Origin of the sequence: Fluviicola sp., from assembly GCF_030151805.1 — a bacterium.
Lineage (GTDB): Bacteria > Bacteroidota > Bacteroidia > Flavobacteriales_D > Crocinitomicaceae > Fluviicola.
This window is the reverse complement of sequence record NZ_JASLCN010000197.1, coordinates 1-12,146: the sequence shown is the minus strand read 5'-3', so window position 1 is coordinate 12,146 and position 12,146 is coordinate 1. Positions and strand designations below refer to the sequence as shown.

Sequence of the window (12,146 nt, the reverse complement as noted above, 5' to 3'; positions counted from 1 at the left end):
ATCCTGGTGGGTGAATGTACACGGGCACGGTCATCCGTACCTGGCGCAAGCCTTGCAGGAACAGTTTTCCCAGCTGGATCATGTGATTTTTGCCGGAGCAACGCATCCACAGGCAATTAAGCTGGCAGACCGGATTACATCGCTTTTACCGGAAAAACTCGAAAAAGTCTTTTTCTCTGATGATGGTTCAACCGCAATTGAAGTGGCTTTGAAAATGGCGTTTCAGTATTGGTACAATAAAAACAACCCGAAGAAACGTATCATTGCTTTAGACGGAGCTTATCACGGAGATACGTTCGGAGCCATGTCCATCGGGCAGCGCGGAGCTTTCAACAAACCATTCGAGCATTTGTTTTTCGATGTGGATTTCATTGATTTTCCAGTTGGTGATGCGCGAAGCAATTCGTTGATTCACGCAGAGCAGATTTTGCAAAGTGGTGAAGTGGCTGCAATTATTGTGGAGCCTTTGGTTCAGGGATCCGCCGGAATGCGCATGTACGATGCTGTTTGGCTGGATGCTTTTGTTTCATTGGCTCGCAAATACGGTGCTTTGATCATTTTTGACGAAGTAATGACAGGCTGGGGAAGAACCGGAAAATTATTTGCCCATAATTTCTGTGAACAGGAACCGGACATTGTTTGTTTGTCGAAAGGATTGACCGGAGGTGTCTTGCCCTTGGGGCTAACAGTTGCAACGAATGAAATTTACAATGCGTTTCTTCATCCGGAAACGGCAAAAGCCTTACTTCACGGGCATTCGTTTACGGGAAGTGCTTTGGCTTGCGCGGTTGCAAATGCCAGTCTGGATTTGTTTGAACAACCTGAAACCTGGGACTCGATTGAATGGATTGAAGAAAGACACCGCTTTTTCACTGATGCTTTGAAAGCACATCCAAAAGTGAAAGATATCGGTTTGTGCGGAACAATTTTGCGTTTTGAGGTTGAAACAGGCGAGGGAAACAACTATTTTTCTTCGATCAGAGATAAAGCGTACAATTACTTCCTGGAACAAGGCTGTTTGATTCGTCCTTTGGGAAATGTCTTGTATCTGAATCCGCCGTATTGTATTTCGGAAGAGGAATTGGACAAATTACATGTGGTTTTGCTGGATTTTCTGGATGATTTGTGAGTGTTACAGATATGTGTAATAGGTTTTTGATTGTGTGAATCTGTTTTTCCTCCCCCTTTATCCTCCTCCAAAAGGGGGAGATTTCAATCCTCTTTCAAAAAGAGAATTTTATGATTTCATATTGATTTTCGGAAGCAAAATTTTGCTTTAAAGGGAATTTTTAGCTTTCCCCCTTTGGAGGAGGATAAAGGGGGAGGACGGTTTAATTTCTCATTATCTCCCCCGAAACGCCTGCAAAGCTTCCAGCTCAAAAACAATTTTTTCCAGATCAACTTGTACTGCCTGGGAAAGCTGGTCTTCCGTAAGAACCGGATTTTGCAGGATTTTTCGTGCTTTTTTGAAGTCGATTTTACTTTCCCGCTGCATGTGCTTGTAAAAAATGATCTGGATTTCTTCCATATACTCATCCAAAACAGGCGCAAGTTTGTCGGAAGTAATTTTCTCCAATCCAAAGGCCAGACTAGTGATTTCCCTGGAAATGCGCACATTCGATCCTACTTTGGCAAAGTGCACGTCGATTTCGCGCTGGTGCGCCTGGGGTTCTTCATACATCCGCTGAACACAGGCAAACAGGTTGTTATTCGCAGCTTCGCTCAAACGTCTGCTTCGATGCCAGGTGATTCCGGAAGGTAATTTTTTCTCGTAGCTTAAAATAACCTGGTTCAGGAAAAATAAATTCTGATTGAACGAATGATTGAGCAAGGACGGGAAGCGCTGTTTTTCCCAGATAGGCCAGAAGGCAAAACTAATCAGGATTGCCAGTGCAGATCCGATCAAGGTCGAAAGAACACGCCACCAGATTAAATCCCAGGAACCTTGCTTCGAAAGCTGCATCATGACCACCATCATAATGGTCACGAAAAAGACTCCGACTTTGTAATTATTCCGCAGATAATAAGCTACGAAAAAGGAAATGAAGATCAGGATCACGACAAACGTTTCGTGTTTGATCGGCAAAAGCATGATTGCTCCACCGACCACAATTCCGGCAACCGTACCGATAATCCGCTCGAATCCTTTTTTTCGTGTAGCACCGTAATAAGGTTGAATAACGATCAAAAGAGTCAATGCAATCCAGTGACCGTGGTCGATCTTGAAAAATTTGAAAATAAAAACGGAAAGCGCCAGGCCAAGTCCAACACGAAGAGAATACTTGAATTGCTGCGAATCAATATTGAAAACTTCCCGGATAATCTGAAGAATAACCCGTGGTTGCAATCCTGCAATAAAATGATTGAAGGATAATTTATAGTTTTCAAAATAATTACTGCGTTTGAAATTGAGTTTTTCATGGATCAGATCAATACTGTCTTGCAAGTATTCATAACATTGTTCCAGGCTGGACACGAGTTGTTTGAGCGCAAATAATTCTTCCGGACTCCAGGTTTGTTCTTTCAGCGTACTTTTCAGGATTCTTACCGCAATTTCAAAGCGTTTGATGCGCACTTTTGCCATGGTCAAATCTTCTCCTCTGAAAGTGAAAATAACAATGGATAAACGTGCCGAAGCTTGTGAAAGAGCCGAAATGGTTTTGTAAATAATTGACTGGCTGTTTTGAAGAGAAGTATGTCCGCGCAGGGCATATAGTTCTTCATGAATTACACGGGCACTTGCACCGAAGTAAGCAGCAACTTTCCGTGCTTCAATCATCTGATCGTAATGTTCGGCTTTGAACCGCGAATTTTCTTTTCGCCTGTTGAAGAGCTCCATGCTTTTATCAATTGCAGCACGGATTTCAATTTCCTTCGAAGTGATATTCCTCAAATCCTGGTTGTCAATTTCCGGATCCAGGTAGTTTTCCAAAACCGCATCCAGGTAATCCGTGTTTTTCTTCCAGATAGTTGCAATAGAACGCCGCATCGGATTGGAAGCTGTGAATGGAAATGAAAGAAATATAATGGCAATGGCCCAAAGTGCGCCATAGATGATGTATTTTCCGTAAACGAGGGATTCTCCGAATGTATTGGGATTTGAAATTCCGAAAAGGTAAAAGAATCCGACTCCAACCCCGATGGTTGAACCGTAATCGCTCCAATTCCGGATCAATGCTGCGAAAACACCGATCACAAACATCCCGATGACAGAAAGAATGACGGAATTACCAATATTCATTCCCAGAATCGCCGCAATCAAAATCAGGATCGCTTCAACGCTCTGAATGAGCATTTTCCGGTAATGTGATCCGCGGTAATCAATCAGCGTGAGCATATACGCTCCAAAAGCTGCCCAAATAATGTGATAGGAAAACCCCAGGAAAAGCGGGAAGACAATCAAGGGAACATTTAACGCCAGAACCACCCGAATGGACCAACTAATGGTGGGTTCCAAATATTCTTGTTGAAGAATGGTGTTAAACTGCTTTATCGGCTGAAACCGCATAGGGAGTGAATTTCCTAACAAATATAAGGACTATGTATGAATATTGGGGGTGCAGTTTCAGACAAATGGGGAGGAAGGTTGGAATTTTAAGTTTTTTTCTAAGATAATCGCCTCAACCGGATGTAATTTCCCAATATTGGGACAAGGTTAAAGCTTTACTTTAATTACGGGCTATTTTTCTCACTTCACTCCTGTCTTTCCCTTCAATGAATACCAAAAACAACCCGATAGGTAAATGTGCAATTTCCAGGAATCCGGCATCATCGGCTTGATATTGTTTTACCAAATACCCACCGACGTTGAAAACGGAAACTTTCGCATTTGCCTCGGTAATCAAACGAAAGTAATCTTTACTTGGGTTCGGAAATAACACGCTTTCGGGTGGCGTTTTCGGAACAGGATTCCATTGGTAAAAATCAGACACCCGCGCAAAATTCTGATTTAACCCGGTTCCGATAAAAAAGTTCCCGTTTAGCGAAAAACCTTTTGCACCCTTTAATCCGTTTACAGGAAGCGGAGAAACAAGCTGCCATTTTTTGGTATGATCCAGGTAATAGCAATCATTATGAAAAACACTGTTTTCATCCATTCCGCCACAAATCAGTGCACTCACTCCATTGCTGATTGCAGTCCCATAAGAGCGTTTTCCACCTGGAAAATCAGTGAAAGTGCTCCATTTTTCGATTTGAGGATCAAATACATGCCAGGAGTTGGAGTAGGAAATTGGATTGATGTCGAAGCCTTCTCCAAAGATCAAATCATCTAACAAGGGGAAACCCAACACGCTTCGGTTTGATCCACCGGGATAAGAAGGCAATTGGAACCAGGAATCTGCTTCTGGTGTGTATTTCCAAAAATCTGAAAGCGTTGAATCTGCTGTAGTTCCCATTCCAAAATAACCAAGATTTCGAATGTTGGTTCCTGTGGCGTGCCAGCGGGCAAGCCCGGGGAAATCGTTCTTTTGAGTCCAGGTATCGGTGAAACTGTCATATTCCCACACATCTTTCAGTGCAAGACCAGATTCGGAATACCCGCCGATCAAATATGCTTTATTGTATAAAGTAAAAACGCTCGAATATTGTCTTGCTGTTCCGGGAAATACTGCTTTTTCAGTCCAGGAATTGGTGTTCGGATCGTATTGAAACGGGTTGTTGCTTTCAGCGAATCCGTTTAAGTTTCCGGTAACGATAAACCCGAAGCCATTGAGGGAAAACGCTACGGCATCATCTCTTCCGATGGTCGGTACGGAAGTAATGGACGACCAATTTTGACTATGTACAAATGAACTTATAACTAAAAACAGGACAATAATTCCTTTCATGGCAAAATGCTTTATAGCGCTTAACGCAGGAAAAGAGAAAATCGTTTATTTGAATTACGAATCATTGAAACTTTAAACTTTTTGATTCCGATAGCTATCAGGGTTGAACATTTTTTAATTAGGAATTCGGAACCGGGAATTCGTCATTATTTCGTTTCGTGAACCGCTTGCTGAATCAATTTCCCGACCTCGTGAATTTGCTCTTCTGTAATATTTAATGGCGGAGAAAGTCTGAAACTGTAAGGATGGGAAAGAAACCAGAAACTGATGACTCCGTATTCCAGCAATTTTTCAACGACTTTCGCAACGCGCTCGTTACTTTCCATATCACAGGCGAACATCATTCCTTCGCGCCGGATTTCGAAAATTTCATCTATTTCCTGCAGATAGCTTTCCAATAATGCTCCTAAACGTTCTACTTCCCGGAAATTAATTTCGGTATCGAATACTTCTAAGGTTCCCCAGGCTGCTGCATTGATCACCGGGTTTCCTCCGAAAGTAGTGATGTGCCCCAGCATCGGTGAATGACTCAATTCATTCATGTATTCGTATTTTGAAATAAACGCTCCAATTGGCAAACCTCCACCAAGTGCTTTTCCAAGAGTCAGTACATCAGGAATAACTCCGCTGTGCTCAAATGCAAACATTTTTCCTGTTCGACCCATTCCGCATTGGATTTCGTCGAATATCAACAATGCGCCAACCTCATCACAGCGTTTACGCAGGGCTTGTAAAAATTCCGTTGAAGCTTTACGCACTCCGGCATCTCCCTGAACGGTTTCCAGGATTACTCCGGCAGTTCGTTTGGTGATGCGTTGCAGATCTTTCAGTTCGTTTAAGCGGATAAAATCAACATCCGGTAAAAGCGGTCGAAAAGCAATCTTTTTGATCTCATTGGCAGAAACACTTAAAGAACCGTGGGTATTTCCGTGATACGAACCTTTGAAGGAGATCAGTTGTGTTCTTCCTGTAACGCGTTTTACCAGTTTTAATGCGGCTTCGTTGGCTTCCGTTCCGGAATTGACCGGATACACGCAATCGAGTTCTTTCGGAAGGAATTTCCGCAGCAAACGAGCCATTTCCAGTGAAGAATCCTGAATAAATTCTCCGTAAACCATTACGTGGAGATACTTGTCCAGTTGTTCCTGAATGCGTTTAATTACCTGCGGATGTCTGTTTCCGATATTGGTAACGGAAACTCCCGAAATCATATCGGTGTAGCGTTTGCCCGATTTATCGTAAATGAAAATCCCTTCCGCCGATTCAACATCAATTAAATAGGGGAAGGGATTTGTTTGTCCTAAATGTTTTAAAAAGTCTTCTTTACGGTTTTCCATAAGGTCTTTTGTCATGCGGATCTCCGTCTTTACGATCTTTCAATCGTTCAAGGAGAACACGTCTGAATTCATGCTCCAAACTTAAGAGTTTTAAGGTTCTTTTTTCACCGATGATCTTAATAAATTTTTCACTGTATTCTTTTTTCAGATCCAGCTCTTTCTGATCGTTTTCAAAAAGTGTATTTAACTTTTTCTTCGCATCATCGTTTGTCATTTTCTCCTCGGAATCCTTCAATTCCTTGTTGATCTTCCGGCAACTTTGACGCAGCTCTTTCATTTTGGCATCCATTTCATTGTAAACGGGCCAGAATTTTTCTGCTTCGCTGGTTGTTAAACTCAGCTCTTTGGTAATAAATCCAACTTTCAACGCTTCGATTTTATCGTCCCGTTCTTTATCATCGCCGGATGCCTGACTGAAGGCAGTGCTGGCAAATAAAAGGGGAATTAGCGCCCAAACCAGTTTCTGTACTATTTTCATAATGATGTTGTTTTAACTTTCAATGAGTAAATATTCGTCCAACTCACCGGAATCTTCCTTTAAATAATCTAAAATCTCTTCATCTTTGATGTTTTCAAACAGAGTCGGGTTCGAAACGGATTGATTGCTGCTCTTTTTAGTGACTTCCCGGATGACCTGCTGATCATTTTGAGCCAGTTTGTCGGAATTCAGGTGAACTGCAATTGTTTCCGGATCAATATCTTCAATGTGTTGATTCAGATATTCATAGATTTCTTCATCGCTGACGGATGACAGATTAATTGTTGTGGATTCATCCGCAGCATTGGGATTGTTCCAGGAAAAGAGAATGGCAAACAAAAGAATTGCTGCAGCGGAACTCCAAACATACCAGCGCTTGTAGAGTGGAATTATTTTTGCATGACCATTCTGCTCCATCCCGATAGCTATCGGGACATTATTGTCGATCTGATTCAGGATATTCGTTTTCAAAGCTTCAAAATAATCTTCTGAAGGCATCTGAACCGGATTCACCTTTAAATCGTCAATAATATATTTGCTTTTTTGATCCATAACTCTAAGATTCTTAGTTTGTTCAATGGTTTAATTTACCCTTTAAATATTCTTCAATTTTTCCGACTGCGTGAAAATAATTTGCTTTCAATCCACCCACAGAACCTCCGGTTAATTGGGCAATTTCATCGTATTTCAAATCCTCAAAATACTTGTATTCAAAGACCATGCGTTGTTTTTCCGGCAACGTTTCAATGGCTTCAAACAGGAGTTTGGAAATTTCTTCGGCACTTAGTTTTCCGTAATGTTCCGAATGGTGCGCAAAAGCAACAAGCGGCTCGTCGATGTCTAAACTTTTGTGTTTGTTTTCTTTCTTTAGAAAATGAATGGTTTCATTATAAGCAATCCGGTAAATCCACGAAAAAAGTGCGCTGTTACCCTGAAATTGCTTCCGGTTATTCCAGATTTTAATGAAAACTTCCTGGATGATGTCGTTGGTTAGTTCGTGGTTGTTGACCCAGCGGCGGATCGTTGTGTAGAGCCGTTTGCTGTGAATGTCTACGATCCAGGTAAAAGCTTTGTAAGCGAGATCATCATCCCGATGAAAATAAGAAATGAGTGTATTTTCATCGGGAATCTGAGTCATATTTTTATTTGCGTTTGATTACTTTTTTTACTGCTTCAACAATGTTTGGCGTATCCAAACCATATTTCACCATTAACTCGTCCGGTGTTCCGGATTCTCCAAAAGTATCATTTACTCCGACATATTCCTGTGGTGATGGCAAATGCCGCGCAAGTACCTGCGCAACGGCATCACCTAAACCTCCATTCAGCATGTGCTCTTCTGCAGTAACAACACATTTCGTTTTGTTAACAGAATCTAAGATTGCTTTTTCGTCCAAAGGTTTAATCGTGTGCATATTGATTACTTCTGCACTGATTCCCTGCTCCGCCAATTGTTGAGCTGCTTCGATTGATTTCCATACCAAATGTCCGCAAGCAATGATAGTTACATCCGTACCTTCAACCAATACATCTGCTTTACCAATTGTAAATTTGGCATCCGGTTGAATGAAAATAGGAACAACCGGTCTTCCGAAACGTAAGTAAACAGGGCCATTTTGTTCAGCGATTGCCATTGTAGCCTGTTTTGTCTGATTGAAATCACATGGAACGATTACTGTCATATGAGGCAGCATGCGCATCATTCCGATATCTTCCAGGATTTGGTGTGTTGCACCGTCTTCTCCTAACGTCAAACCTGCATGAGAAGCACAAATTTTTACATTCTTTTGAGAATATGCTACGGATTGACGAATCTGATCGTAGACACGACCTGTAGAGAAATTGGCGAAAGTTCCCGTGTAAGGAATTTTTCCTCCGATAGTCATTCCGGCAGCCATTCCAATCATATTCGCTTCTGCAATTCCTGCCTGGAAAAATCGATCAGGAAATTCTTTTTGGAAAGCATCCATTTTCAGTGAACCTGTTAAGTCGGCACACAATGCAACCACATCCGGATTCTTTTTTCCGATTTCCAGTAAACCTTCTCCAAATCCTGATCGCGTATCTTTTTTTCCTAAAATTTCAAATTGCTTCATTGCTATAAATTAATCGAAGTTGTTTTATTTGATTGTATTTTAAAATTCTGCTCAACAGTGTAACTTGTTGATTTTAATTGTTTTTGCCTGTAAACCAGGCGGTAGTTTCCCGGTTGAAGATAAATCAATCCTTTGAGGGAAACCTGATCCAGGTTGCAAACCCATTCCGGACTTCCGTCTTCCCGGATCACAAAAATCTGGGCTGCTACCGTTTTGGTAGCACTGTAATTCAATTGTCCGGGAGCAGGTAAATCAATGGTTTCCGTGGCGCTTTGACTTACCTGAACCGTGTGATAAATTCTCGGTAAGCTCAAAATTTCTACTTCATAGGTTCCAACGATGTATTTGTCCGTTGAACCCACTGATTGCGTGTTCAGTGTTTTTTGATCCGTTTTTTGATAAACACGCGAAAGAACCTGATAAGGACTTGTTGCATTTGTAAAACGCAATTTGATAAATCCTTGCGGGCAATCAACCGGGATGATGTTATGAGTATTCTTAACAATGGAAATATTGTTCTTATACACTTTCGGAATCGTGTTGACAACCAAATCGTACTTGAAATTCGGATCCATCGTTAAAGTATCCGGGTTTCCCTGGCGATTCAGTGTATGAACAAACGTATAGACCAATTGTTTGGTTCCGGCTTTATACAGGAACATGGTCACGTCCGTTTCGTTCGGAACCTTGTTGATGTTATTCAGGTTGATCTGAACGGTTGTATTGATAACTGCTTTCGAAATAACGCTCTTCAATACATTACTGAAAGCCTCTTTTGTTTCCGCTTCGGAATAGCTTCCGATACATTTGAACTGTTCCAGGTATGAAAGATCCAAACCTAAACCAATGACAAAAGGTGTAACCTTCACTCCTTTATCGTGCAGTTTTTTTGCAATAACACAAGGATCGTTGTCGCAAGCTTCCAATCCGTCCGTAATCAAAATGATGATATTCCGAGCATTGGTATCGGGAAAATCCGAAGCTGCCGCTTCCAGGGATCTTGCAATCGGAGTTGTTCCTTTCGCAAGAATGGTTTTGATCTTGTTTTTTACACGAATAAAATTATCCGGTCCGAAAGGAACTTCCAGTTTGGTGTCGTTACAATCCTGGTATGTTGCCGTAATAGGAGATTGATGTCCGTATACGCGTAAAGCAATTTGCAGATTAGCAGATCCGTTCAGGCTGTCTACGGTTTTGATCAATAATTCCTTGGCAGCTTCAATACGGGTTTGAACTCCCCACTTGGCGTTCATGGAATTTGAAGCATCTAAAATGAACAAAATACGAGTCAGTTCTTGCCCCTGAACTTTAGTAAAGCTCATTAAAAACAAACAACAAATGACTGCGTAAAATTTCATTAATAATCTCCTAATGTTTCTTCCAATTGATCCAAAGCAAGTTGCAGTTGTTCAGGATTCGGAGCCACACCATGCCATTTGTGAGAACCAACCATGTAATCAACTCCCTGACCCATTTCGGTTTTCATAATGATGACAATCGGTTTTCCGTTTCCGGTTAATTGTTTTGCTTTATTTAATGTATCGATCAGGCTTGTATAGTTGTGACCGTCCATTTCAAGAACTTCCCATCCAAAAGCTTGCCATTTTCCTTTTAGGTCTCCAAGGGAAAGGACATCTTCCACGTCACCGTCGATTTGGCGTCCGTTATAATCAATCGTAGCAATTAAATTATCTACTTTATTTGCTGCCGCATACATAGCCGCTTCCCAAATCTGACCTTCCTGTAATTCTCCGTCACCGTGAAGGCAATAAACCAGGCGCTTATCGTGATTCAACTTTTTAGTTAAAGCTGCTCCGATGGCATTAGACAAACCTTGTCCCAAAGAACCTGAAGCCATGCGAACTCCCGGGATTTTTTTATCCACACTCGGATGTCCCTGAAGACGTGCATTTAATTTACGGAAAGTTCCTAATTCTTCAATTGGAAAATATCCGGCACGTGCCAAAACGGAATACCAAACAGGGGAGATGTGCCCGTTTGACAAAAAGAACAAATCTTCGTCTTTTCCATCCATTGAAAAATGATCCGGATTGTGTTTCATCATTTCAAAATAAAGTACAGTTAAGAAGTCTGCACATCCCAAAGAACCACCCGGGTGACCGGAATTTGCTCCTGAAACCATGCGAACGATGTCTCTTCTTACCTGTGATGCAATTGCATGTAATTGTTGAATTTCCATTGTTATATCCTAATTTGGCATTGCAAATCTAAGGTTTAAATTCGCACTTTCTCCGTTTTTTTTTTAACTACTTTTAAACCTTCGTGCAACTCTTTATTTTATAAAAGAGTCTTGCATTAGTAAATAACTAACATTAAACTATGATAAAGACTATGCTCTCCGTAGGTCTTTTTTTGTTTGTGGGATTATCCTATGGACAGGGAACGACTAAGGTCCTGAAGACCCGAGACGGTTCACATTACCCGGTTCCGTCCTTAACCAAAGAAATGCAAGAATATGCTGTTTTAAACGGCAGTTTTATCACGAAAGAAGTTATTAAGGATGGGAAACCAATCCAGTATGATGGTGAAATTTCAATGGAAACTGCGAAAAAAGTAAATCCTGCTGCAATGGGAATTGCCATTACTGAAAGAGATCAATACTATAAGATAACCGGAACAAATAACTACCTGGTTGTGAAATCTACATGGGCATTGGATGGTGAAATGAAAATGGCAAGACAATGAAAAGACAAATGAAGTTTCTTTTAACGGCTTTAGTTTTCGTTATTTCCGGATCGGTATATTCGCAAACAATTACTATGGGAGTAGATCCCGGACATCCTCAAAGCAACCCGGCAAATTGTACCATATTTGATGGAACAAACACTAATTTTTATGATATTGGTGGAGCGGCAGGTAATTATATTCCCAATTTCAACGACACATTGGTGATGTGTCCGACTTTGTCTCAAGGAACCAAAATGGGAGTTACCTTTGGTGTCAATGCAGGATACGCTTTTGCTGTAGATGGATCAGATTCCATTTATGTTTATGACGGACCAACTACAAGTGCTCCTTTGATGGGAGTTCATAATTCTGTTACAAATCCATTAGGCTTTACACATACTGCGTCCTGGAATAACCCAAGTGGTTGTTTGACAATCGTATTTATTTCTGATGGTACGAATGAAGGAGCAGGATGGGTAGCAAGTCTTGAATGTGGTAACCCTGCACAACCTTTTGAGATGCATATGGAAGCATTTGTAAACGGATCTTCTACCAATGCATTGAATCCGATTGATACGGGATTTGTAGATGTTTGTTTGGGTGACAGTATTTTGCTTGTTGCGAAACCAATCTTTCCTCACTCATTGGAATCTACAGGAGTGGGATATCCTCAAAATGTTGGAAACGTAACATATAGCTGGAATATTTCGGATGGTGG

General features: G+C 41.2%; 12 protein-coding genes. 3 read left to right on the top strand and 9 right to left on the bottom strand.

All coding sequences use genetic code 11. The features are described from left to right. Positions 1–1,129: adenosylmethionine--8-amino-7-oxononanoate transaminase (gene bioA, locus Q1V93_RS07435; protein WP_300663324.1), on the top strand; the 1,129-nt coding region annotated here is incomplete at its 5' end. 213 nt (positions 1,130–1,342) lie between these two features. On the opposite strand, the gene Q1V93_RS07430 is transcribed toward bioA, so the two are convergent. The 9 genes from Q1V93_RS07430 to Q1V93_RS07390 form a co-directional block, all read right to left on the bottom strand. After that, a complete protein-coding gene (locus Q1V93_RS07430) occupies positions 1,343–3,508 on the bottom strand; it encodes an FUSC family protein (RefSeq protein WP_300663322.1) in 2,166 nt (721 codons plus the stop codon). Between the two features lie 160 nt (positions 3,509–3,668). Further along, positions 3,669–4,829: a kelch repeat-containing protein gene (locus Q1V93_RS07425; protein ID WP_300663320.1), complete on the bottom strand. Its 1,161-nt coding sequence runs from the start codon at positions 4,827–4,829 to the stop codon at positions 3,669–3,671. A 146-nt stretch (positions 4,830–4,975) separates the two neighbouring features. Beyond that, positions 4,976–6,181 (bottom strand): aminotransferase class III-fold pyridoxal phosphate-dependent enzyme, encoded by a 1,206-nt coding sequence (locus tag Q1V93_RS07420; protein ID WP_300663318.1) that lies wholly within the window; start codon positions 6,179–6,181, stop codon positions 4,976–4,978. Further along, positions 6,153–6,644 carry a hypothetical protein gene (locus Q1V93_RS07415; RefSeq protein ID WP_300663316.1) on the bottom strand — a complete coding sequence of 164 codons (492 nt, stop codon included), beginning with the start codon at positions 6,642–6,644 and terminating at the stop codon, positions 6,153–6,155. Before Q1V93_RS07415 ends, Q1V93_RS07420 begins: the two co-directional genes overlap by 29 nt. 12 nt (positions 6,645–6,656) lie before the next feature. Then, positions 6,657–7,196: a hypothetical protein gene (locus tag Q1V93_RS07410; RefSeq protein WP_300663314.1), complete on the bottom strand. Its 540-nt coding sequence runs from the start codon at positions 7,194–7,196 to the stop codon at positions 6,657–6,659. A 22-nt stretch (positions 7,197–7,218) separates the two neighbouring features. Continuing rightward, positions 7,219–7,782 (bottom strand): RNA polymerase sigma factor, encoded by a 564-nt coding sequence (locus Q1V93_RS07405; RefSeq protein ID WP_300663312.1) that lies wholly within the window; start codon positions 7,780–7,782, stop codon positions 7,219–7,221. 4 nt (positions 7,783–7,786) lie between these two features. After that, positions 7,787–8,740 carry a transketolase family protein gene (locus Q1V93_RS07400; RefSeq protein ID WP_300663310.1) on the bottom strand — a complete coding sequence of 318 codons (954 nt, stop codon included), beginning with the start codon at positions 8,738–8,740 and terminating at the stop codon, positions 7,787–7,789. Positions 8,741–8,742: 2 nt separating this feature from the next. After that, on the bottom strand, positions 8,743–10,062 hold the full coding sequence (locus Q1V93_RS07395) for a VWA domain-containing protein (RefSeq protein ID WP_300663309.1): 1,320 nt from the start codon (positions 10,060–10,062) through the stop codon (positions 8,743–8,745). A 35-nt stretch (positions 10,063–10,097) separates the two neighbouring features. Beyond that, on the bottom strand, positions 10,098–10,940 hold the full coding sequence (locus Q1V93_RS07390; RefSeq protein ID WP_300663307.1) for a transketolase: 843 nt from the start codon (positions 10,938–10,940) through the stop codon (positions 10,098–10,100). 140 nt (positions 10,941–11,080) lie between these two features. Between Q1V93_RS07390 and Q1V93_RS07385 the strand changes: the two genes are divergently transcribed. Together Q1V93_RS07385 and Q1V93_RS07380 are read left to right on the top strand one after the other, a co-directional pair. Further along, positions 11,081–11,446: a hypothetical protein gene (locus Q1V93_RS07385; protein WP_300663305.1), complete on the top strand. Its 366-nt coding sequence runs from the start codon at positions 11,081–11,083 to the stop codon at positions 11,444–11,446. Next, on the top strand, positions 11,443–12,146 hold a 704-nt coding region (locus Q1V93_RS07380; RefSeq protein WP_300663303.1), incomplete at its 3' end, for a hypothetical protein. The genes Q1V93_RS07385 and Q1V93_RS07380, both read left to right, overlap by 4 nt.

Excerpts from the sequence above, each read along its gene's own strand:
- Q1V93_RS07430 (WP_300663322.1), bottom strand. The coding sequence starts at position 3,508 with ATGCGGTTTCAGCCGATAAAGCAGTTTAACACCATTCTTCAACAAGAA.
- Q1V93_RS07425 (WP_300663320.1), bottom strand. The coding sequence starts at position 4,829 with ATGAAAGGAATTATTGTCCTGTTTTTAGTTATAAGTTCATTTGTACAT.
- Q1V93_RS07420 (WP_300663318.1), bottom strand. The coding sequence starts at position 6,181 with ATGACAAAAGACCTTATGGAAAACCGTAAAGAAGACTTTTTAAAACAT.
- Q1V93_RS07415 (WP_300663316.1), bottom strand. The coding sequence starts at position 6,644 with ATGAAAATAGTACAGAAACTGGTTTGGGCGCTAATTCCCCTTTTATTT.
- Q1V93_RS07410 (WP_300663314.1), bottom strand. The coding sequence starts at position 7,196 with ATGGATCAAAAAAGCAAATATATTATTGACGATTTAAAGGTGAATCCG.
- Q1V93_RS07405 (WP_300663312.1), bottom strand. The coding sequence starts at position 7,782 with ATGACTCAGATTCCCGATGAAAATACACTCATTTCTTATTTTCATCGG.
- Q1V93_RS07400 (WP_300663310.1), bottom strand. The coding sequence starts at position 8,740 with ATGAAGCAATTTGAAATTTTAGGAAAAAAAGATACGCGATCAGGATTT.
- Q1V93_RS07395 (WP_300663309.1), bottom strand. The coding sequence starts at position 10,062 with ATGAGCTTTACTAAAGTTCAGGGGCAAGAACTGACTCGTATTTTGTTC.
- Q1V93_RS07390 (WP_300663307.1), bottom strand. The coding sequence starts at position 10,940 with ATGGAAATTCAACAATTACATGCAATTGCATCACAGGTAAGAAGAGAC.
- Q1V93_RS07385 (WP_300663305.1), top strand. The coding sequence starts at position 11,081 with ATGATAAAGACTATGCTCTCCGTAGGTCTTTTTTTGTTTGTGGGATTA.